The sequence below is a fragment of the Megamonas hypermegale genome, assembly GCF_900187035.1.
Lineage (GTDB): Bacteria > Bacillota > Negativicutes > Selenomonadales > Selenomonadaceae > Megamonas > Megamonas hypermegale.
Window position 1 is genome coordinate 682,249 of sequence record NZ_LT906446.1, and the last position, 22,659, is coordinate 704,907.

A 22,659-nucleotide genomic window follows, 5' to 3' on the forward strand; every position below is an offset into this window, starting at 1 on the left:
TTAAACGATGAGAGATACGATTATATTTAAAAAGCTGATGATAAGTCCGCTAATCGGACGAATGATGAAGCCTAAAATGCCAGTAAATACGAGCAGAATAAGCAAAATAAAACTGTATCTAGCAATTATAGATGTTTCATATTTATATGCCATTTCGCCTGGCAAAAGTGAAAGCAAGACCTTAGAACCATCAAGTGGTGGGATTGGCACTAAATTGAAAATAGCAAAATTGACATTGTAAATAATAATAAGTTGCAAAATGGCTGTGAGCCAATGTGCAGACATATTGTATTTAAAAGTGAGTGCAAATAAGACAGTTGCAACCAGGGCAACAATCAAATTAGAAAGTGGGCCAGCTAGTGAGACCTGCATCATACCATTACGATAATTAGAGAAATTATTAGGGTTAATCGGCACAGGTTTTGCCCAGCCGATTTGAGCGAAAAACAGCATAATCAATCCAATTGGGTCAATATGTGATATTGGGTTGAGTGTCAAACGTCCTTGCATGCGAGGCGTATAGTCGCCAAGATTATCCGCAACCTTAGCATGTGCCCATTCGTGTACTGTCATTGCAATTAAAAGTCCTGGTATAGCATAAATCATATCGGGACCGAAACCAAACATTGAATACCTCCAAAATTATTTATTGTTTTGTAAATTATTTACCATTAAAATAGCTGTCACGGTTTTTGCGTCATAAATTTCACCTTTATTGACGAGTTCAACAGCTTCACTCAATGGAATTTCTACTAAATTAATAAATTCGTCATCATCTGTATGTTGTTTGCCTTTTGTTAAGCCATCAGCTAAATAAATGTAAATCCATTCGTTAGAAAAACCAACTGTTGTAGCTAATTTATGAAGTAAAGTGTATTTTTCAGCGCTGTAACCAGTTTCTTCAGATAATTCACGTTTAGCACAAACCAATGGGTCTTCATCTATGCTATCGAGTTTGCCTGCTGGAATTTCTAAAGTTACTTTGCCGATTGGATAACGATATTGACGAACCATGATGATATTGCCATTAGGAAGAAGTGGAATTACAGCGGAAGCACCTTGATGTTTAATCCATTCACGTACAGCTTTGTTGCCATTCGGTAATTTTACATAATCGCGTTTTACATGGAGCAAAACTCCGTCAAAAATATCTTCTGAAGAAATTTTTTCTTCAATTAAATCTTCGTACATACCAAAATCCTCCATTAAACAGAAAAAATTTTAATTTACTGATATCATCAATTATATCATTAAAGTTGTCAGCAAGCTATGAAAATTATTTTACAAAACGATATTGATAATTTTTATCATTTATGTTATATTAGGTACATCAAGTTGAGATTATTTAGATAAAATTTTATCTGATATTTAAATGATAAAGGAGTTTTGTAAATGATTTTTAATAAAACAAAAATAGAAAAAGTTATTGGTAGAGAAATCATTGATTCTCGTGGCAATCCAACAGTGGAAGCTGAAGTTATTTTAGCTGATGGAACAGTGGGCAGAGGTTGTGCTCCTAGTGGTGCTTCTACTGGAGAATTTGAAGCTTTAGAATTGCGTGATGGCGATAAAAATCGTTTTCTTGGTAAAGGTGTTACAAAAGCTGTGGAAAATATCAACACAATCATCAATGATGCTGTTGTAGGATTAGATGCTACTGATATTTACGCCGTTGATAATGCTATGATTAAAGCTGATGGCACGAAAGATAAATCTAAATTAGGTGCAAATGCTATTTTAGCTGTTTCCATTGCCAGCGCTCAAGCGGCTGCAAAATCATTGGGTATTCCTTTATATCGCTTCTTTGGTGGTATTTCTGGCAATAGATTGCCAGTGCCGATGATGAATATTTTAAATGGCGGCGCTCATGCTACAAATACAGTGGATATTCAAGAATTCATGATTATGCCTGCAGGTGCGCCAAGCTTTAAAGAAGCGCTTCGTTGGTGCACAGAAGTGTTCCATGCTTTACAAAAATTGTTAAAGACAAGAGGTCTTGCAACTTCTGTGGGTGATGAAGGTGGTTTTGCACCGAACCTTGCTAGTGATGAAGAAACAATCGAAGTGATTTTAGAAGCTATAGAAAAAGCAGGATATACACCGGGTAAAGATTTCATGATAGCAATTGATGCTGCGGCTAGTGAATGGAAAGGCAGTCAAAAAGGTGAATACGTATTGCCGAAAGCTGGCAAGAAATTTACAACTGATGAACTGATTGCTCATTGGAAAAACTTAGTGGAAAAATATCCTATCGTTTCTTTAGAAGATGGACTTGATGAAGAAGATTGGGAAGGCTGGAAAAAATTGACAGCTGCCATTGGCGATAAAGTTCAACTTGTTGGCGATGATTTATTTGTGACGAATACTGAAAGATTAGCTAGAGGTATCAAAGAAGGTTGCGGTAATTCCATTTTGATTAAATTAAATCAGATTGGATCTATTTCAGAAACGTTAGAAGCTATTAAGATGGCACATAAAGCAGGCTATACGGCTGTAACTTCCCATCGTTCTGGTGAAACAGAAGATACAACGATAGCAGATTTAGCCGTTGCACTTAACACTTGTCAAATTAAAACAGGTGCTCCGAGTAGAAGTGAACGTGTAGCGAAATATAATCAGCTTTTACGCATTGAAGAAGCATTAGGCGAAGCTGCTGTATATCCTGGTTTTGGTGCATATAATCAAAAACATTAAAATTTAATATTGATATAAGAAAAACCTGTTCTACTATGTAGAGCAGGTTTTTTATTTTAGCTATAAAAAAATCTTGCTGAAAGATAAATGATATTGATATCCTCCAGCAAGGTTTTTATTTTTGTCTGTTAATGAAATCCAAAGCCATTTCAGCGTTAGATTTTGCTAATATACGTAAATTTTTCATACGTTTTAAATTAGCTTGGCGATAGCATTCTTTGTAGTGCCATTTTTGACGAATTTGCTCCATCAAGGCATCTACTGTTATATTTTGTAAATCGCCAGCAACTTCTTCATCAATGGATTTTAAAAATCTGTCAATTTTAGGGTCATAGGAAATACCAATCATTGGCGTTCCCATAACACCAGCAAATATAAGTGCATGCAGTCTAATACCTATCATTAAGTCCATATTGCCTACTAATGACATGAGCTGAGCTGTAGTAAAATCCTCTTTTAAAATATAAACGGGATTTTTCATTTTAGCAGCAATTTGTTTAGCCGCTTTTACATCTTCTGGATATTGCATTGGCATGAATACAATTTGAGCATTAAATTCTTCTGTAGCACAATCAGCAGCTTGTGCAATAATTTCTTTATAATGAGTCCAATCACGCCATTCGCGTACGGATATCCCGATTATTGGTTTGGAGATATCTACATGCGCTTTGAGAAAAATATTTTTTCCTGCTTGTTTGTCTACTGGTTTTATCGCAAGTACAGGGTCGGCTGTTGCTTTTATAGGTGGTTTGATAATTTTTAGCATGGCAAGCTCTTTTAAAGAGTCTTCATCGCGTACTGTGATTAAACTGCTATGATTGCCGAACCAGCGCATTAAACGACGGGCAAATCTGCCATATATAGGGCCAATGCCCTGTGCGTACAGCATTATTGGAGTACGCACAAGTTTAGCCAGAAATAATATACCCATATAATAATATAAGCTACGACCGCTTGTTACATTCTGTAATAAACTGCCACCACCACTTATCAGTAAATCAGCTTTGTACAATACTTTTAAGATATCGATGACATTGAGCCAATTGACAGCATTTACGCCATGACGGATTTTAGTGTAATCCGGGTCAGATGAAATAACGGTAATATTCAGTTTTGGGTCAAGCTCCGAGAATATTTCTAACATTGCAGAGAGCATTGCTTCATCTCCTGCATTTTTAGAACCGTAATACCCGGAAATTACAATATTACTCATTCAAAGATTTGCTCCTGTCTGTCGAAGATGTAAAATATTGCCATAAGTACAGAGCACCCATGATAATACAGCCTAAAATACATCCCCAGATAACGCCATCAATACCACGCACCAAGGACATAAATACAGGCGTACGCATATGGGCGAAGGTTTCAACCATTGAACCCTGTCCAATAGTAGCGATTATAGTTAAAATGAAAAATACAGCTGATGGCCATTTACGATACCAAGCCATCATCATGAGAATAAAAGCAGGGTGACCGATAAAGAGTTCTTTAGAACGTGGACGAGCATAAAAAGCTTGTTCTAAGAAAGCTCTTAATTTAAGTTCGATACCAGGAACTGGAACACCTGCTGTATGACCGGAACGGCCGATAAAAATTACAGCAGCAATCAATGCTACAACGAAACCTGCCAAAACTTTTACAGAAACATTCATATTTAAAATGCGCTTTATCTGTACTTTAATGTTTGGCGGATTTAATAATTTTTCACCGAAAATATCAAAGCGTTGCATGAAGGCAAGTGCTACTAAAATTAACGGTAAAACAAAAGTGAGTTTTATGCCACGGAATATATTCATTTCCAAGAAGAATTCTACATCAGATAAAATACCTGATAAGAACATTGCGCCCATTAAAGAAATAATAGAAGCACAAACTATGGCTTTTACGGATTTGAGCAGTAATGCAGTAAATTTCAATTTACCGATTAAGCGATTTTTGCGAATTACATCAAGTTGGCTAATCATAGCCAAAGTTGGGAAGATATTGGCAGCTGCTAATGCTCCTGCTACACGTATTAAAGAGCCTTTACCTAGGAAGATAAATATCAAACAAGCTACAAAGCATACACCAAGCAATGCATAAAGATTTTTGTTTGGTACTTTAGGGAATACGAGTGAAATGTATAAAACACCCGCAGCGCAAACGCCTAAGAGCATTAAGATTTGAAGAACTTTGTTGCCAAAGTATGGTTCAAAACAGCTGGCTTTATCAATAGTAAAGCCTTTTTCGATTAATTTATCTTTTGTCAAGGAAATATACTGCATATTCGTATCTAATAAAGATAAATCATCGACTGGTTTTTCATAGATACGCATTAAGTTTATGCGGATATTGCGTTCTTGGTCAGTGTTTGCCCAACGTTCAACAGCAACATCCATCTTTAATTTTGGCTGTTCATCTTTTGGAATGGCATAAAGACGCGCTACATTGTAATCAAGTCCACGGATTATATCGTATAAGCCATCTTGTGGATAAAATTGTAGCTGTGTTACGTGTTCAATCGCACCGAGTGCAATACCGCGTTCTTTCATCTGTTCGATAGTGCGAGCTGTATTGTGTAAGCCACCCAATGTTTCTGAGCCAGAAAATACGATTTCAGATACATTGATGCCGTCTAAGCGTTTAAAAACAGCATCGATATCGTCATCAGTTACATTTTTGTAATTACTTGGACGAGCTAATACATAAAAGCCCGCATCATTAACGGCTTTCATTTCATCAGTAGGCATACCTAAATTCATTTTTAACAGTTCAGTATGATTGGCTTTAACTGCTAAAAATTCTTGACCGCCCGCATGAAGAACAGTTACACGGTCTTCACCCAATCTGCGGATTAAATCTGCTTTTACTTCTGTGTATGTCTGTAAGTCATTACCTACTACATAGGATTCGTCGCCTTTAATCGTGCCGTTAGATACCAAAGCGCGCCAAGCAGGGTCACTCATTGTGCCACTATAATAGTTTTCTAATAGTTGACTGCCTGGAATAGCTATAGTTTTACCGCTTTTATTTAATTTTTCAAAAGTCGTTTCATATACTGCTAATGAAGTTATGCCTGCTTCTTTGGCACGAGAAAGCACTTCTTCTACAGGTAAACCTTCCATTTGCGCCAATTTCAACATATCTTCATAGTCAATAGCTAAATCAACAGTTTTATTAGATTGTTCAACATTGTAACGCTGAACATTTACTACAATAGCAGCTATTAGGCCAATTATTATGCAAACGATTAACAAACGGTTATAGTTAAACTTTGTCATTTTTTTCCACCTTACTCATATTACTTATTGATAGTTGCTACAATAAGCACTTGACCATTTTGCTGTTCTACATTAGTAAATTGCATTCCTTCAAATGGCAATGAAGTAGCTTGAACAATTGGAATGTCTTTTGTAAAGCTCAAACCGATTTTGCCAAATAAACTGCTTTGTGTATCTGCATCTGTGATGCGGAATACTAAATCATTGCCTTCAATAAGAACATGTCCTTTTACATGAACAGTAGCTTCTCTACCTAAAAATGAAACCTTGCCAGTGGCTTCTATGCCATCAGGCGCAATTTTTGCTTGTATATCAGAGATATTTTCTACTTTTTCATTTAAGAAACGAGTTAAATTAGCTTCGTCCATAGTGCCAGTTACTGTGAGATTTTGGGCAGAATTTACTACGAGATGACGAGCTAAAAGTAAATCTGATATACTGATTTGTATATCTTGACCACTCAAAGTCAGATTGTTTAATTTGACTTTATCTAAATCAATATTGTCAGCTGAAATTTTCAGCGTATCAACTTGTCCGAATAAAAACATGAAATTAGGTGAGGTTTCAACAGAAGATGTTATATTCTCAGCATGGATATTTTGCTGTAATTTTGAAGATATCTGACTGTTGATAAGTGATGGCAAGAAAAATACTGTGCCACCGAAAAGGAGAACAAGGACAATGACAATAGTTATTAATAATTTGCGCAAATTACCACAACCTTATTCTATTTTAAATTTGATGGTTTGCTTTTGCATGGAGATAAGCTTCAATAAATCTATTGATATCGCCATCCATTACGCCTTGCGTATCACTCGTTTCTGTATTAGTACGATGGTCTTTTACTAAGTTGTATGGATGGAATACATAGGAGCGAATTTGGCTACCCCATTCGATTTTTTGCTGGTCACCTTCAAGTGCAGCTAATTCTTTTTCTTTTTTCTGTTGTTCTAATTCAAATAAACGAGCACGTAATAAGCGCAAGCACTGTTCACGGTTTTGAAGCTGAGAACGTTCGCTTTGGCACTGTGCAACAACACCTGTTGGTATATGTGTCATACGTACTGCGGAGTCTGTTTTATTGATGTGCTGACCGCCGGCACCGCTGGCACGGTAAGTATCAACACGAACATCAGCCATATTGATATCTACTTCTACATCATCATCGATTTCTGGCATTACATCGCAAGCAGAAAATGATGTATGACGGCGAGAGTTAGCATCAAATGGAGAAATACGAACAAGACGGTGTACGCCTTTTTCAGATTTTAAATAACCGTAAGCATTATGGCCTTTTATCATGAGAGTAACGGATTTTACGCCAGCTTCATCACCTGGTAAAAGGTCAACTGTTTCAACAGAAAAACCATTGCGTTCTGCCCAACGACCGTACATGCGTAGTAGCATTTGTGTCCAGTCTTGTGCTTCTGTTCCGCCTGCACCAGCATGAAGTGTTAAAATTGCGTTGTTGGCATCATATCTATCAGATAAAAGCAATTCAAGTTCTAACTGTTCCATTTCATTGTTGATTTCTTTTATTTCATTTTCAACATCATCAAGAACAGATTCGTCCTTGTCTTCCATGCCCATTTCCCAAAGGACTTGCATATCTTCGAATTTATTGAGAATGTGCTTGTATTTATCTACACCAGCTTTGACATCGTTTAATTCCTGGGTTATTTTTTGTGCCTGTTCTGGATTATCCCAGAATGTAGGCTCACCCATTTTATATTCTAGCTCAGCAATTTTTTCTTCTTTGCGAGCGATGTCAAAGTGAATCCCCCATTTCATTTAGCTTTTTCTCTATGGCTACAATTGTAGTACGTAAGTCTTCGAGCATCATGTCACTTCCTTATAAATAAAATTTTATTTAAATTGACGAAAGGCTCTATTTGCTCAACTGAAATTAATCAAATAAAGCCTTCTTTGTATATTATACAGAATTTATTTATTTCTGCCACAACAATTTTTATATTTTTTACCACTACCGCAAGGGCAAGGGTCATTTCTGCCTACAGTATTTTTTTTCGCCTGTGGGGATTTAGAAATGCTTTCGCCATGGTTTACAGTAGCATTTTTCAATCTATCTTCTGGTTGTGGTGGTTGTTCGCGAACGACATTTACACGATACATAAGGCTAACGATATCATCTTGAATATTGTCAATCATTTCTTGGAACATATTATGACCTTCAATTTTATACTCTACGAGAGGATTTCTCTGACCGTAAGAGCGTAAGCCGATACCTTCGCGGAGCATATCCATGTGGTCGAGGTGTTCCATCCATTTATTGTCGACAACTTTAAGCATGATGAGACGTTCCAAATCACGCATGATTTCGGAGCCGAATAATTTTTCACGTTGATTGTAATTGTCTTCAGCTGTTTTGTAAAGTTTTGCTTTGAGTTCATCACGGCTCATAGCTTCGAGTTCAGATTTTACTAAAGAACCTTTTGGTGCATAGATGCCTTCAGCTTCAGTGATGAGTCCATCTAAAGTCCATTCTTCTGGATAAAGTTTTTCATTAGCAAATCTATCCATTTCACTATCGATAGTGCGGTGTATCATATCGATGATGTTTTCATGCAAGTTTTCGCCAAGTAAAATCTTACGACGTTGGTCATAAATAACTTCACGTTGTTGATTCATAACATCATCGTATTCAATAACGTGTTTACGAATATCAAAGTTGCGAGCTTCAACTTTTTTCTGTGCCTGTTCAATAGAACGAGTTACAAGTTTGTGTTCGATTGGGTCATCTTCGCCCATGCCGAGTTTATCCATGATATTAGCAATGTTATCAGAACCAAACAGACGCATTAAATCATCTTCTAAGGATAAATAGAAGCGAGAAGCACCTGGGTCACCTTGACGACCGGAACGACCGCGTAACTGGTTATCAATACGGCGGGATTCATGGCGTTCTGTACCGATTACGAAGAGACCACCGAGTTCTGCTACACCTTCGCCGAGCGTGATATCTGTACCACGACCAGCCATGTTTGTAGCGATAGTTACAGCGCCCTTTTGACCAGCGTCTTTGATGATTTCAGCTTCCATTTCATGGTATTTAGCATTTAATACTTTGTGTTCAATGCCTTGACGTTTTAAGAAACCACTGATTTCTTCAGATTGAACGATGGAAGTCGTACCAACGAGCACTGGCTGACCTTTTTCATTACATTCTTTAATTTTATTGATAACGGCTTTGATTTTAGCGCGTTTTGTTTTGTAAATTACATCAGGATAATCTATACGCTGAATTGGTTTATTTGTAGGGATTACAATAACTGGCAATTTATAGACTTTCAAGAATTCATTTTCTTCTGTTTTAGCAGTACCAGTCATACCAGCTAATTTTTTATACATACGGAAATAATTCTGGAATGTAATTGTCGCTAAAGTTTGGGATTCACGCTGAATTTTTACGCCTTCTTTAGCTTCGATTGCTTGGTGTAAACCATCAGAATAGCGACGACCAAACATTAAACGACCAGTAAATTCATCGACGATGACGATTTCACCATCGCGAACAACGTAGTCGCGGTCGCGTTTCATCATTGCTTTAGCTCTCAATGCTTGAGTGAAGCAATGGGACATTTCGATATTAGAGCTATCATAAAGGTTTTTGATATTTAATGCTTTTTCTACTTTAGCTACAGCAGATTCATTTGGCGAAACAGTTTTTTCTTTTTCATTTAAAGTATAATCTTCGCCTTCTTTTAAATTAGCTACAGCTCTTGCCATGATAGCATACATTTCAGTAGATTTTGCACCAGGGCCAGAAATGATGAGCGGAGTACGAGCTTCATCGATTAAGATACTGTCCACTTCATCGATGATAGCATAGTGTAAATCACGCTGAACCATTTGGTCTTTAGAAACAACCATGTTATCACGAAGATAGTCAAAACCAAATTCATTATTTGTACCGAATGTAATATCGCAATTATAAGCAAATTTACGGGAAGGAAAATCCATATCATGAGTTATAAGCCCTACACTAAGACCTAATGAACGATATAATCTACCCATCCATTCGCTATCACGTTTTGCCAAATAGTCATTGACAGTAATCATATGAACGCCTTCACCTTTAAGGGCGTTTAAATATACAGGTAAAGTAGCAACGAGGGTTTTACCTTCACCAGTACACATTTCAGCAATTTTACCTTCATGAAGGCAAATACCACCGATAAGCTGTACATCATAGTGGCGCATACCGAGTACACGGCGAGAAGCTTCACGTACAGTTGCAAAAGCTTCCGGTAAGATACTATCTAAACTTTCGCCATTAGCAATACGTTCTTTAAATTCATCAGTTTTTCCATATAGAGAACCATCGCTCAGCTGTTGCATCTTTGGTTCCAAATCGTTTATTTTGGAAACGATGCCTCGCATACGGCGAATTTCACTTTCATTATTATCGCCTAAAATTTTCTTAATAAAGCCGAACAAAAATCTCAACTCCTAACAATATTTATAAATGCAGAAGAAATTCTGCAACTAAAACTACATCAAATTTTATCAAACTATAAACAATAAGTCAAAGAACTATCTATATTTAAACAAAAAAAGGTTTTATAATAAATAATGTATTTATTTGATGTATTAATATTTAAATTAAATTTGACAACATCATAATACATATTGTATAAAATACTTTTTAATAGATGGGTATATAATAAGAAGAAAAGAGATGATTTTTATGGATATAAAATGTCCTGTTTGTCGTAGAAAGCTCGGTAATGTAGTTCGTCCTGAAGCGAAAGGCAGATTTTTTTGTACTGCTTGTGATTTATGGGTATATTTTACGAAAAAAGAAGCGAAGGTATCATATCGTTTAAGACGACCTGGCAGATAAAGGCTGTTGAGGATTATTTGCGAAAATAATCTTGAAATGCATTTAATTTATTAGTATAATGAACTCTAGTCTATTCCGCTATAAAGCGGTCGTTTATCTTATTTTGGAGATGATTTTATGGTTGGTACCACTATTCATCGTGTTAATTTTTATGATACAGATGCAATGGCTGTAGTACATCATTCAAATTATATTCGTTGGTTTGAAATCGGTCGTGTAGACTTTCTCAGACGAATTGGCATCACTTTAGGTGAAATGATGGATGATGGTTATGTTTTTCCAATTACAGAAGTAAAATGTAAATATATTGCTTCAGGAAAATTTGATGATGTTTTGCGCATTGAAACAACACCAGTTGCTTTAACTAAGGTAAAAATGGAATTTAGTTATAAAATTTATCGTGATAGTGATAATACTTTATTAGTTGAAGGTTTCACTCAAAATGTATTTACCAGCAAAAAAACTGGGCATATTACTCGTTTACCAGAAAAATATTATACGAAAATGCGTGCTGCATTAAATTGATATAAAAAAAGATTAAGGAGCAGTTTATTTTATGGATAGCAATTCACCAATAGGTGTCTTTGATTCAGGGCTAGGAGGGCTTACTGTACTCAAAGCACTGCGCCGTTTGTTGCCGAATGAAAATTTTATATTTGTCGGAGATTGTGCTAGAGCACCATATGGTGGTCGCACACCGGAAGAAATCACATTATTTTTAAAACAGTTCATGGAATATTTTGCACAACGTGATGTTAAAATGGCTGTTTGTGCATGTAATACAATGACTTCATATGGTTATCCACTTGTTAAAGATACAACACCATTTACACTCGTTCCAATGAATCCATCTATTGTTCCAGCTGTAAGGGCAGCGGCTAATAAACATATTGGTGTTATTGCTACAGCAGCAACTATCAATAAAGGTTTGCACAGAAATACGGCGGCTGCTATAGATAAAAATATAAAAGTTTATGGTATGCCGTGTCCAAAATTTGTGCCACTCATTGAACGTGGCTGCATTGAAGGCCCTGAAATAGAAGCTGCTGTTAAATATTATGCTAAAAAATTTGAAGACGCAGATATTCATGCTTTGATTTTAGGTTGTACGCATTATCCAATCATTCGCAAAGTTCTTGCCAAATATTTTGGAACAGATGTTGCCTTGATTGACCCAGCATTTGAAACAGCTAAAAATGCAGTAGATATTTTGCGCCAAAAGAATTTATTAAATACCCAAAATCATCAAGGTTCTTTGGAAATCTGTTTTTCTGCCCAGCAAAAAAATACAGCTGAAATGGCAAAACTGATTTTAGGTAGTGATATTCCACCTATTACAGGTGTGGATTTAACTATATTTGCAAAATAACAAATTGGAGGCATTGATGTGGATTTTCTAATCACAATTGTTTTATGGGTTCTTATTATCTTATTAGTTTTAATGTTATTAAACGAAGCTATCATTCGCTTTATCGGTGATGCTATCGTCAACATGAAAGCTGATGAACACACTCCATTTACAGTAGATGAAATCACTCAAGATAGTATTTCATTTAGCACTACTATAAATGTTGCCAATGAAGGCAAACAGTGTGCTACTATTATGGACTGCTATGTGCGCCCACTTTTGCCATTTGAACAATTCGATGGTGTAAAAGTTGAAGCTAAAGCAGAACTTAAAGGCGTTCCACGTGAAGATGATTATTTTGAATCTGTTTTAATTCAGAAAAAAGAAAGCATTGATATCGTTATTCGCGTAAAACTCATTGACCGCAAAAACAATGATATTAAAAAGACACTTACTAATATGGTTGATTTACCGCTTGATATTGTTTACCAGCATGCTGCACGTTATCCTTGGAAAATTTCTAAAGAAACAGTGGTACTCACAGCAGAAGAAATTGCTGATTTAGCTGGTATCAAACTTGCAGATTGATTTTCGTTGAATGATAATGAAAAATGAACAGAAAGGTAAGAGGTAAATCATGTCAGAAGTAAAAATTATACCAATTCCTACACGTATCCTTACTAAAAAAGATGATATTGTAGATACAATTGAAAAATATACCAAAGGTAAAATTGGCGAAAATGATGTAATCACTGTAGCTGAAAGCGTTGTAGCTATAACACAAGGTCTTTACATTCGCCCAGAAGATTTAAAAATCTCTTCTATGGCACAATTTTGTTGTCGTTTTATTCCAGATTACGGCAGTCTTGCTACACCACACGGCATGGAATCCTTGATGGTTAAAGAAGGTCATTTCCGTGTAGCAGCTGGTTTATTCATCGGCTTTTTAGCAAAACTCGTTGGCAAATCTGGTGTTTTCTATAAAATTGCAGGTCGTCAAACTGCATTGATTGATGATGTAACAGGTACTATGCCACCATTTGATAAATCCATCGTATATGGTCCTGAAAATACAAAAGAAGTTGTAAATAATTTAAAATCACGTCTTGGTTGTTTTGGTGCAGTCATCGCCGATGTAAACGATTTAAAACGTTCTCGTATCGTAGATGTAACTGATGGTTGTAATGGTGCTTTAGTAGCAAAATTATTGATTGATAATCCTTTTGGTAATGCTTCACAGAAAACACCAATTGCGATTATTAAAAACTTTAAACAGTATCAAGAAGCTAATGCTTAAATAATACGAAAAAAGACCAATCTATACTTAAAATAATTAAAGTGTAGATTGGTCTTTTTTTTAATTATCATCGTTGATATGTTGGCGAATTTTACCAAGAAGTTTCATCAAAGTCGCTTGTTCACTTTCATTGACAGCTTCAAATACACGCTTGCTATTTTGTTTTATAATTTGATGCCAAGTATCATATTGTTCCAAAGCTAATGGAGTTAGATATATGTATTTTTCACGTTTATCCGTACCACTTTGACGAGTTATTAAATGTTTCTTTTCTAATTGGCGTAAAGTCTTGGAAATAGCTGCTGGCTCAATGTTTAAACAATTAGCCAAAACGGTTTGAGTCATGGTTCCCTGTGTGCGAATGGTCTTTAAGATTATCCATTCAGAACCGTAAATGTTGGTACTATCTAGCGCTCTATTGATACTTTTACTCATGGCTCGTGTCGTCTGATAAAGCTGATGTACCAATTTAGAGGCTTGTTCTAATTTTTCTTCACTTATACTAATGGTAATCACCCTCTATTTGGATATATAATAAATAATTATACAATATAATGAGAAATTTTTGTTGAAATATTTGATATTTTGTTTTTTAATTATACTATATTGAAAAAAAGGAGTAAAAACATGCTTTATAAAGTATTTTATTCATTTATAATGCCACCAGGTGGCATCATATCCCTTTTGATTTTGTTTAACATCTATTTGTATTGGAAAAAAATAAAAGGCAAATTCATTTTAACTGGGATTATCTTATTGTTTTATATATTGTCAATGCAATTTACAGCATTTCATTTAATGAAACCACTAGAAAATACGTATACGAACTATTCAATAGAAGAATTGAAAGCGCAAAATCCAGATGTCATAATTATGTTAGGCGGTGGTGCTATCAATAATATTGCTGATATTGATGGTGATGGACAAGTCAGCGGTTATGTAGCAAATCGCATGATTACAGTTATGCGCCTGCAAAATGAACTTGATATACCTGTAATCTTGTCTGGTGGCAAAGTTTTTGAAGACACAGGTAGAGAAGCAGATATCGAGCAGCGAATTTTTAAAGGCATGGGCATGCCGGAAAATATGATGCTCTTGGAAAATCAAAGTCGCAACACTGTAGAGAATGCGCGCAATAGTAAAGTGATTATGCAGGGAAATAATTTTACAAAGCCGATTTTAATAACATCAGGCTTTCATATGCCTCGCTCTATGATGATTTTCGAGCGCGAAGGCATAAATCCAGTGCCATACGTTACGGATTATCAGCTTAGCGGTGAATTAGCTTGGAGCATTTTTAATTTTATTCCAGCTAATGGTGCATTCAATAATTCTTGTATGGCGATTAGAGAATACATGGGTATATTAGCGTTAAGACTTCATTTACAATAGTAAAAGTAGGTGCTTTAATGAATGATGTAGTAGCAGAAAAATTAAAACTTTTACCAGAAAAACCGGGTGTTTATTTGATGAAAAACAAGCGCGGTCAAATCATTTATGTTGGTAAAGCGATAAAATTAAAAAATCGCGTTCGCCAGTATTTTCAGTCTTCGCGCAATCATTCAGCTAAGACAATAGCAATGGTTTCGCATATTGAAGATTTTGAAACGATTATCACGGACAATGAACTCGAAGCTCTGATTTTAGAATGTAATTTGATAAAAAAGCATCACCCTAAATACAATATCATGTTGCGTGATGATAAAACGTATCCTTATTTAAAAATAACATTGAATGAACAATATCCGCGTTTGACCACGACAAGGCGCGTTATCAAAGATGGTAGTAAATACTTTGGCCCGTATACGAATATAACAGCTATGAAAGAAACAGTAAAACTTTTGCGCCGTTTATTTCCACTTCGCACTTGTAAGCACTTAGGTGAAAGACCTTGCCTTGAATATCATATAAAACGCTGTTTAGCTCCTTGCGCTAGGCTCGTAAAAGAAGATGTGTACAATGAAATGGTGCATTCTGTTTGTTTATTCTTAGAGGGAAAAACAGAAGATATAGAGAAAAATTTAACAGCTAAAATGCAAAATTTAGCGCAGAATTTAGAATTTGAGATGGCAGGAAAAATTCGCGACCAGCTATTATCTATAAGACAAGTTACAGAAAAGCAAAAAATATTGACAGATACGGGAAATATGGATGCTATCGGTATGGCTACTTCACCATATGGCATTTGTATGCAAGTATTTTTTGTACGCAGTGGTAAAATATTAGGTAGAAATCAATTCTTGATGACAGGCGATATGGAAGATAATAAAGAAAATGCTCTCAGTGCATTTTTAAAGCAGTATTACAATGATGCAGTATTCATACCAGCAGAAATATTATTGCCACAGGATATTAAAGAAACAGCTTTACTAGAAAAATGGTTAGCAGAAGAAAAAAGCGTTAAAACTAAAATAATCACGCCAAAACGCGGTGTAAAAAAAGATATTGTAGAGATGGCAAATGAAAACGCCGTTAAATATCTGCAAGACCAAGAAAATAAATTAAAAGATAAAATGGCACGCAGCATAGGCGCTGTATATGATTTACAAAAATATCTACATTTGACGAAGCCACCTATGCGCATGGAATGCTTCGATATATCGCATATTCAAGGTTCAGAAACAGTAGCTTCAATGGTGGTGTTTCAAGATGGCAAGCCAGATAAAGAGTCGTATCGCCGTTTTAAGATAAATTCTACCGAAGGAAAACCAGATGATTTTATGTCTATGCGTGAAGTCACAATGCGCAGATATGGCAAAGCAACGGCAAAAGAGATGCCGGACTTGATTATCATTGATGGCGGTAAAGGACAACTAAGCTCCGCACTGGAAATAATTCGCGGTGCAGGTCATTTGACTGTGCCAGTAGTGGGGCTTGCTAAACAATTTGAATACATCTTTACAGAACATTCCTCTGAACCTGTGATTTTACCGCGCCAATCCGATGCATTGTACCTAGTGCAACAAATTCGCGATGAAGCACATCGCTTTGCTATCACTTATCACCGCAATTTGCGCACTAAGCGCAATAAAGTATCACTGCTAGATAATATAGCTGGAGTTGGTGCAAAACGGCGCAAAGCTTTATTTGACCGCTTTGAAAATATCTCCAATATAAAAAATGCAACAGTAGAAGAGCTATCTTCTGTTCCAGGTATCAGTGAAAATATAGCTAAATCTATTTATAATTTTTTCCGTACACATGAATTAATAAGCAAAAAAATATGATTAGGGGGTTATTTTATGATAGACTTACATGTACACTCTACAATGTCTGATGGTACATATGCGCCAGCAGAAATCGCAAAATTAGCAAGTCAAAAAGGTATGTTTGCTTTTGCTTTGACTGACCATGACACAATTTTTGGCAATACAGCAGCGAAAATTGCCAGCAAAGCATATAAAATTAACTTTATAAACGGTATGGAAATGAGCCTTAATTATGACAACCATCAAATTCATGTCGTAGCGCTTGGTTTTGACCAAAATAGTGAAGCTTTTAAAAACTTTTATAAAGAATTGCGCTATAAAAAAGAATCTTCCATTGCAAATGTAATAGATTATTTGCATAAGCAAGGTTTGGATATTTCTATAGAAAAAGTTCAGCCGTACGTTTCAGGTGATGGTATGGATAAATATGCAATCTTGCGCTATTTAGTAACTAATCAATCAGCTGTGGGAGATATTCAATATTTATGGGATAAATACATTGACCCGGCTTTTCGCAAATTAAAATTAGGCATTGTTGAAAATCCAAAAGCAGAAGATGCAATAGCCCAAATGAAAATGGCAGGTGCTGTGACATCATTGGCACATTTTCATAAAAAAATTGGTTTTATCAATAATAATAGAGCTGAACAAGAATACCATATAAAATATCTGCATGAAATGGGCTTAGATGGCATGGAAGCATATTATCCAAATTATACTGATGATGATAGAGCTTTTGCGCATTATATGATTGAGAAATATAACTTATTGCCAACTGGCGGAACAGATTTCCATGGAGCAAATCGTCCATCAGTTGAACTCGGTACAGGAACGAATAATAATATGAATGTACCAGATGAATTTTATATAAATATCTGCCAGAAAATAGAAGAAAGACGAAAATAAGAATTATAAAAAGCTATTATGATAAATTCATAATAGCTTTTTTGTTATGTTAAAAATATTTGATGTAAATTAACAGATATTCATTTTTATTATATAATTAATCGTATAAATAATAGAAGGTGAATAAATATGGCAATTCAAATGCAACAACGATATTTTTATTATGGAGCAATTTTGGATACATTTATATTAAAAAATCCAGGATGTTCCCCCACTTTGATAAGTAAAGAAGATGTGGAGCATAGACAAATTTATAAAATACTTACAAGTGAAGCAAAAGGAGAATACATATTATTTTTTAAATATACTACTAATTGCAATAGTGAAACTGAAAATTATAGAAGTTGGACATTTAGTTTTTTAGATAAAGATAGAGATTTATTGAAAAAATATAATGAAAAATATCCTATTTTCATCTGTTTATTATGTGAACAAAAACCTTTGAATAAAAGTAAAATAGCGATACTTAAATATGAGGAATTTTTAAAAGTAACCAATAAAACATCAATTACAATTGGATTGAAAAAAAGTTCATCAACTTTTTTATTATTTAAAGGTACGTCTAGAGAAAGAAACAAAGCGTATAAATTTCCTACTAAACGTATAGAACAAAAATTAGAAAGTATATAATCAATACATATAGATATTAAGAGGTTAAGAGATGAAGATATTTAATAATATTACAGAGAAACTTAAAGATGATTTAATTCAACAAATAAAAAAGGGCAGTAAAGTTTCAATAGCAGCGTCCTGTTTTTCAATATATGCTTATAATGAGTTAAAAAAGCAATTAGAGAAAGTTGATAGTTTTAAATTTATTTTTATTAAAGTTTGAAGGAAAATATCAAGCTTGGATTAGTTATAAAGAGATAATACATGATACTGTAAAAGTAAATCAGTATTATCATACTGCATGGGTAGATGAAGAAAGCCTTCCATGTAAATTGGAGGGCTTAGATATGAATGCTGTATATGAAAATTTTGTGCGACAAATTGCAGGAGCTGAATTAAGCGCAGACGAGAATACAAATTTAAAAGAAGATATTGAACAAGCAGAAGAAAAGAAACAAATAGAAAAACAGATAAAAGTATTACAAGCAAAAATTCGTAAAGAAAAACAGTTTAATCGAAAAGTAGAGCTTAATAATGAATTAAAAAGATTGAGGAAAATAATAAATAAAAATTGAGGTGAAGAAGTTTAGATGAAGGATTTTATAATAAAAATTGCATTATCTATACGGAATGCGATTAGTAAAAAAGTAACTTATTTGATAAATAGATTTTATTTAAAAGAGTTTGTAATAAAATTTGCATTATCTGTATTAAATATAATCAATAAAAAAGCAACTTATTTAATAGATAAATTTAATAATATAATAGATAAGCCTGATTTAGAGAAGTATAAAAAGTTATCTCCAATAGATGATATGGAAAATGGAGATGAATATATTGATGCTCTGGATTGGGCTATTAAGCATAAAGATATAAAAAATATAGCTATTACTGCTCCTTATGGGGCTGGGAAAAGTAGTGTTATAAAGACATATGTAAAGAAACATCCTAGTTTAAAATATACATTTATATCTATGGCAACTTTTAATAGTAGCGAAGGGAAATCTCAAGATGATGGGGAAAAAGAAGAGATACCTTTAGAAAAAATAGAAAATGTAATATTAAAACAATTTTTTTATAAAGTAAAAAAGAATATGTTGCCACAAAGCAGATATAACAAGATAGAAAAAATGAGCTATAAGTATATTTTTGCATGGATTTTCTGCATTAATGTGTTTTGTTCAATCGGAAGCGTATTAGTTTTTCCAGATGTTTTAAGGGAAAAAGTGATTAATTGTATTAATTTTTTAATTGATTTAGGTATTCCTGAATTTTGGACACACGTAATAATACCATGCTTAGTATTATTAGAAATGATAATACTTGCTAGTATAATAAAACAAGGTATGATTAAATTAAAACTGAAAGAAATAAAATTATTTTCTAATGCTACTCTTGGGAGTGAAGCGATTGATGAAAAATCTATTTTTAATAAAAATATAGATGAAATTTTGTATTTTTTTGAAGCAACAGGATATGAAGTTGTATTTTTTGAGGATTTAGATAGACTAGAAAACAATGATATATTCATAGAGTTAAGAGATTTGAATTTTATCATAAATAATTATGAAGGCTTAGAGAAACCCGTAAAATTTGTTTATGCAGTAAAAGATGAATTATTCCATAATAAAGAAGAACGCACTAAATTTTTTGATTATATTATACCTGTCGTTCCAATAATCAATGCAAGTAATTCAGAAGATGTTTTTTTAAAGGAATTTGAAAATAATGCTGAATGTAATATATCGAAGGAATATATAAAAGATGTAGCACCATTCGTATCAGATATGCGAGTTTTATATAATATTTTTAATGAATTTAAGATTTATAAAAGAACATTAAAAGATTCAGATAGCATAAAACTTGTAGATGAAAAAATGTTATCATTGATAATATTTAAAAATTTATATCCAAAAGATTTTGCTGAACTTCAAAATGAACAAGATGAAGGTATTGTTAAGCAAGCATTTAAAGATAAACAATCATTTATAGAAAAAAGAACTGAAAAAATTAGAGAAGATATAAATGAATTAGAAGAACAAATTATATTAGTAAAAGAAGATTGTTTAAAGAGTACTAAAGAAATAAAATATGCTTTTTGTGGTCATTTAGTTGATTGGAAAGGTTCAGTTCGTAGAATAGAAAGATATAACGGATATAGAAATTATCTTTATATAATAGAAGAAATATTAGATGATAATTTTAATTTAAAAGATATTTATGAGGATAAGAGTATTTATACTATTTATTATGCTAATAGTAGTTACGATAATAAACGGAAAGATATAAATTCTAATGAGTTAAAAGTATTGTTAGAAAGTTATGCTAAAAGATGGACAGCTTTAAAATTATTAGAAGATAAGAAAAAGGAAGGCATACATCAAGATTTAGAAGAATTAAATAAACAGTTACAAAATATATCAATATTATCTTTAAAAGAATTAATTGATAGAAATGATGTTAAAGAAGTTCTATCTGATAATGTTAGAAGTAATAAAGTCTTAGTCTTTATGTTAAGATATGGTTATATTAATGAAGATTATAGTATGTATATTAACTATTTTAAAGGAGATAGTATAACAAAAGATGATATGAACTTTATTCTTAACATAAGAAATAGAGAGGTTCAGTCATTTGATTATAAATTGACTAGATTAAGAGGTATAGTTGATAGATTAAATATAAGAGATTTTAAGCAAAAAGAAGTTTATAATTTTTACTTATTAGAGTATTTATTATCAAATAGTAGTAAAGAAATTGATAAGAATAAATTAGATAATTTTATACAACAATTAGCAGATGAGGAAAAAGAAAGTTGGTCTTTTATAGATGCTTTTGTAAGGAAGAATAATAACAGAAAGAAATTTATAAATTTATTAGCTTTAAAATGGGAAAATATGTGGATTTTTTTAACTGAAAAAGCAGCATTGACATATAATAGACAAATAGAATATTTTAAATGGTTATGTGAAAGTTTAAAAGTAGAAGAATTGCTTAATTTAAATAAAGATAAAGCATTTGAACAATTTTTTGAAGAAAATGAAGACATATTGATACAACTTAAAGATGTGAATATTAATTATTTGGAAAAGATAATCGAGAAATTAGAAATACATTTTTATAAGTTGAATATAGCGGGAGTTGATAAAAAACTTTTGGATTTTGTATTTGATAATAACTATTACAATATCAATAAATATATGATAGATACTATTCTTGTATACAAAAACAGTGAAATAACAGAAAGTGATTTAAATAGGAAAAACTATACAATGATAATGACTTCTGGATATGATTGTTTAATAGATAATGTTTTCGCTAATATTGAAGAATATGTAAAAGAAGTTATATTGAGTAACGATAATAACTATGATGATGAAAAATATATTTTAGTCTTAATGATTAAATGTAGCGATGATATGGATTTAGTAGAAAAAATTATAGTGCATGAAATTTTTAAGTTAAAAAATATATCTGTTTGTGAAAATAAATATTGGTTATTATTACTAAAACATAGAAAAATTAATGCTAATTTTGAAAATGTTATTCAATATTGGAAACAATTTTCAGAAAATGGATTAGATGAGGCATTAATAGATTTTTTATCTACAGAATGTGATGCAATCTTAAATAGTGACAGAAGTTTTGTTGAAGAAAAATTTATAAAAGACTTATCATTTAGCGATATAGATAATAATATTTTTGAAAAATATATATCGTATGTAAGACTTATTTTTAATGATTTAGAATTGGATTTTGCTTCAATGAACCAAGAAAAACTTAAAATTTTGATACAAAATAAATATATACCTTTAAATAAAGAATGTTTTGACAAGATAAAAGATGTGTCTGTAGAAATGGCAACGTTATATATATTATCAGATAAAGATAACTTTATTGATAATATAGAAATATTTCAGATTGATGAAGATATATTTAATAATTTGCTGGAAGAAACGGGAAGGACAGATAAAGTATTTTGTCAAAAAATAGTAAATTATTATGGTAAAAATTTTATGAATGAAAATTTGATAAGAGCAATTTTTAACATGAATATTACTCTAACGAAAGATTTATTTAAAATTGTATTTGATGAAATAGATAATAAATTAAAATTAACATTGTTAGTAAGACATTTAAATTTATTTAATGCTGATGAATTAGAAAAGATTTTTTCAAAAATGGATGGTGAATATAAAGAATTATCAAATAGAGAAAAAAGACGTGATATACATTTACCTATAAATAGTAAAAATGAACGATTATGTATTTATTTGCAAAAAATAAATTATATTTCTAATAAAAATATATATGATAAAGAACAACTTTTATTTAGAATAAAAGTTAACAAACAACAAAGGTAATAGATTTTTTAATGAAAAAATGATATAATAATTAGTTGGATTTTGAACGGAAGAAGAAGCCACTATTCTCAATTAAATAAAGTTGAGATAGTGGCTTTTTTATGT

At 32.8% G+C, this 22,659-nt stretch carries 21 protein-coding genes; 13 read left to right on the top strand and 8 right to left on the bottom strand.

Annotated elements, in window-relative coordinates:
* Together CKV65_RS03240 and CKV65_RS03245 are read right to left on the bottom strand one after the other, a co-directional pair.
* On the bottom strand, positions 1–627 hold the full coding sequence (locus CKV65_RS03240) for a site-2 protease family protein (protein ID WP_027889700.1): 627 nt from the start codon (positions 625–627) through the stop codon (positions 1–3).
* A 15-nt stretch (positions 628–642) separates the two neighbouring features.
* Positions 643–1,191, bottom strand: coding sequence for an NUDIX domain-containing protein (locus tag CKV65_RS03245; protein WP_027889701.1), 549 nt, complete (start codon positions 1,189–1,191; stop codon positions 643–645).
* A 201-nt stretch (positions 1,192–1,392) separates the two neighbouring features.
* Here CKV65_RS03245 and eno point away from each other — a divergent pair, with 201 nt between their 5' ends.
* Complete coding sequence (eno, locus tag CKV65_RS03250; protein ID WP_027889702.1) at positions 1,393–2,694, top strand: phosphopyruvate hydratase; 1,302 nt, start codon at positions 1,393–1,395, stop codon at positions 2,692–2,694.
* A gap of 115 nt (positions 2,695–2,809) precedes the next feature.
* Here eno and csaB read toward each other — a convergent pair whose 3' ends face one another.
* From csaB to secA, 5 genes are all read right to left on the bottom strand, one after another.
* Positions 2,810–3,907, bottom strand: coding sequence for a polysaccharide pyruvyl transferase CsaB (gene csaB / locus CKV65_RS03255; protein ID WP_027889703.1), 1,098 nt, complete (start codon positions 3,905–3,907; stop codon positions 2,810–2,812).
* A complete protein-coding gene (locus tag CKV65_RS03260) occupies positions 3,900–5,954 on the bottom strand; it encodes a DUF5693 family protein (RefSeq protein ID WP_027889704.1) in 2,055 nt (684 codons plus the stop codon). Before CKV65_RS03260 ends, csaB begins: the two co-directional genes overlap by 8 nt.
* Before the next feature lie 20 nt (positions 5,955–5,974).
* Positions 5,975–6,664 (bottom strand): LmeA family phospholipid-binding protein, encoded by a 690-nt coding sequence (locus CKV65_RS03265; RefSeq protein ID WP_027889705.1) that lies wholly within the window; start codon positions 6,662–6,664, stop codon positions 5,975–5,977.
* A gap of 22 nt (positions 6,665–6,686) precedes the next feature.
* Positions 6,687–7,794, bottom strand: a protein-coding gene (gene prfB, locus CKV65_RS03270) for a peptide chain release factor 2 (RefSeq protein WP_197695388.1) whose coding sequence is annotated in 2 segments (ribosomal slippage) — positions 6,687–7,724 and positions 7,726–7,794 — 1,107 coding nt in all. Because the reading frame shifts where the segments join, the coding sequence is not laid out codon by codon here.
* Between the two features lie 104 nt (positions 7,795–7,898).
* The gene (secA, locus tag CKV65_RS03275; protein ID WP_027889707.1) at positions 7,899–10,412 is read right to left on the bottom strand and encodes a preprotein translocase subunit SecA; all 2,514 of its coding nucleotides are present in this window, start codon (positions 10,410–10,412) and stop codon (positions 7,899–7,901) included.
* A gap of 250 nt (positions 10,413–10,662) precedes the next feature.
* Between secA and CKV65_RS10800 the strand changes: the two genes are divergently transcribed.
* The 5 genes from CKV65_RS10800 to CKV65_RS03295 all read left to right on the top strand — a co-directional run bounded on the left by CKV65_RS10800 (position 10,663) and on the right by CKV65_RS03295 (position 13,463).
* On the top strand, positions 10,663–10,818 hold the full coding sequence (locus tag CKV65_RS10800; RefSeq protein ID WP_169449328.1) for a hypothetical protein: 156 nt from the start codon (positions 10,663–10,665) through the stop codon (positions 10,816–10,818).
* A 117-nt stretch (positions 10,819–10,935) separates the two neighbouring features.
* Positions 10,936–11,343 carry an acyl-CoA thioesterase gene (locus CKV65_RS03280; protein WP_027889708.1) on the top strand — a complete coding sequence of 136 codons (408 nt, stop codon included), beginning with the start codon at positions 10,936–10,938 and terminating at the stop codon, positions 11,341–11,343.
* 31 nt (positions 11,344–11,374) lie between these two features.
* Entirely contained in the window at positions 11,375–12,187 is an 813-nt protein-coding gene (gene murI, locus CKV65_RS03285) for a glutamate racemase (RefSeq protein WP_027889709.1), read from the top strand.
* 18 nt (positions 12,188–12,205) lie between these two features.
* The gene (locus CKV65_RS03290) at positions 12,206–12,754 is read left to right on the top strand and encodes a hypothetical protein (RefSeq protein ID WP_027889710.1); all 549 of its coding nucleotides are present in this window, start codon (positions 12,206–12,208) and stop codon (positions 12,752–12,754) included.
* Positions 12,755–12,803: 49 nt separating this feature from the next.
* Complete coding sequence (locus CKV65_RS03295; RefSeq protein WP_027889711.1) at positions 12,804–13,463, top strand: coenzyme F420-0:L-glutamate ligase; 660 nt, start codon at positions 12,804–12,806, stop codon at positions 13,461–13,463.
* A 60-nt stretch (positions 13,464–13,523) separates the two neighbouring features.
* Here CKV65_RS03295 and CKV65_RS03300 read toward each other — a convergent pair whose 3' ends face one another.
* Positions 13,524–13,979, bottom strand: coding sequence for a MarR family winged helix-turn-helix transcriptional regulator (locus CKV65_RS03300; protein ID WP_231922709.1), 456 nt, complete (start codon positions 13,977–13,979; stop codon positions 13,524–13,526).
* Positions 13,980–14,090: 111 nt separating this feature from the next.
* Between CKV65_RS03300 and CKV65_RS03305 the strand changes: the two genes are divergently transcribed.
* The 7 genes from CKV65_RS03305 (at position 14,091) to CKV65_RS03330 (ending at position 22,554) form a co-directional block, all read left to right on the top strand.
* Complete coding sequence (locus CKV65_RS03305) at positions 14,091–14,855, top strand: YdcF family protein (RefSeq protein ID WP_027889713.1); 765 nt, start codon at positions 14,091–14,093, stop codon at positions 14,853–14,855.
* A gap of 17 nt (positions 14,856–14,872) precedes the next feature.
* Positions 14,873–16,690 carry an excinuclease ABC subunit UvrC gene (uvrC, locus tag CKV65_RS03310; RefSeq protein ID WP_027889714.1) on the top strand — a complete coding sequence of 606 codons (1,818 nt, stop codon included), beginning with the start codon at positions 14,873–14,875 and terminating at the stop codon, positions 16,688–16,690.
* Positions 16,691–16,705: 15 nt separating this feature from the next.
* Positions 16,706–17,578 (top strand): PHP domain-containing protein, encoded by an 873-nt coding sequence (locus CKV65_RS03315; protein WP_027889715.1) that lies wholly within the window; start codon positions 16,706–16,708, stop codon positions 17,576–17,578.
* A gap of 129 nt (positions 17,579–17,707) precedes the next feature.
* Positions 17,708–18,208, top strand: coding sequence for a hypothetical protein (locus CKV65_RS03320; RefSeq protein WP_027889716.1), 501 nt, complete (start codon positions 17,708–17,710; stop codon positions 18,206–18,208).
* A 31-nt stretch (positions 18,209–18,239) separates the two neighbouring features.
* Entirely contained in the window at positions 18,240–18,413 is a 174-nt protein-coding gene (locus CKV65_RS10770; RefSeq protein ID WP_155909551.1) for a phospholipase D-like domain-containing protein, read from the top strand.
* Positions 18,379–18,765 carry a DUF4391 domain-containing protein gene (locus CKV65_RS03325; RefSeq protein WP_051177585.1) on the top strand — a complete coding sequence of 129 codons (387 nt, stop codon included), beginning with the start codon at positions 18,379–18,381 and terminating at the stop codon, positions 18,763–18,765. The genes CKV65_RS10770 and CKV65_RS03325 overlap by 35 nt, the downstream gene beginning before the upstream one ends.
* 15 nt (positions 18,766–18,780) lie before the next feature.
* A complete protein-coding gene (locus CKV65_RS03330) occupies positions 18,781–22,554 on the top strand; it encodes a YobI family P-loop NTPase (RefSeq protein WP_231922710.1) in 3,774 nt (1,257 codons plus the stop codon).
* The last annotated feature ends 105 nt before the right edge of the window (positions 22,555–22,659 follow it).

Coding starts and splice junctions, on each gene's coding strand:
- CKV65_RS03240 (WP_027889700.1), bottom strand. CDS start 627: ATGTTTGGTTTCGGTCCCGATATGATTTATGCTATACCAGGACTTTTA.
- CKV65_RS03245 (WP_027889701.1), bottom strand. CDS start 1,191: ATGTACGAAGATTTAATTGAAGAAAAAATTTCTTCAGAAGATATTTTT.
- eno (WP_027889702.1), top strand. CDS start 1,393: ATGATTTTTAATAAAACAAAAATAGAAAAAGTTATTGGTAGAGAAATC.
- csaB (WP_027889703.1), bottom strand. CDS start 3,907: ATGAGTAATATTGTAATTTCCGGGTATTACGGTTCTAAAAATGCAGGA.
- CKV65_RS03260 (WP_027889704.1), bottom strand. CDS start 5,954: ATGACAAAGTTTAACTATAACCGTTTGTTAATCGTTTGCATAATAATT.
- CKV65_RS10800 (WP_169449328.1), top strand. CDS start 10,663: ATGGATATAAAATGTCCTGTTTGTCGTAGAAAGCTCGGTAATGTAGTT.
- CKV65_RS03280 (WP_027889708.1), top strand. CDS start 10,936: ATGGTTGGTACCACTATTCATCGTGTTAATTTTTATGATACAGATGCA.
- murI (WP_027889709.1), top strand. CDS start 11,375: ATGGATAGCAATTCACCAATAGGTGTCTTTGATTCAGGGCTAGGAGGG.
- CKV65_RS03295 (WP_027889711.1), top strand. CDS start 12,804: ATGTCAGAAGTAAAAATTATACCAATTCCTACACGTATCCTTACTAAA.
- CKV65_RS03305 (WP_027889713.1), top strand. CDS start 14,091: ATGCTTTATAAAGTATTTTATTCATTTATAATGCCACCAGGTGGCATC.
- uvrC (WP_027889714.1), top strand. CDS start 14,873: ATGAATGATGTAGTAGCAGAAAAATTAAAACTTTTACCAGAAAAACCG.
- CKV65_RS03315 (WP_027889715.1), top strand. CDS start 16,706: ATGATAGACTTACATGTACACTCTACAATGTCTGATGGTACATATGCG.
- CKV65_RS03320 (WP_027889716.1), top strand. CDS start 17,708: ATGGCAATTCAAATGCAACAACGATATTTTTATTATGGAGCAATTTTG.
- CKV65_RS10770 (WP_155909551.1), top strand. CDS start 18,240: ATGAAGATATTTAATAATATTACAGAGAAACTTAAAGATGATTTAATT.
- CKV65_RS03330 (WP_231922710.1), top strand. CDS start 18,781: ATGAAGGATTTTATAATAAAAATTGCATTATCTATACGGAATGCGATT.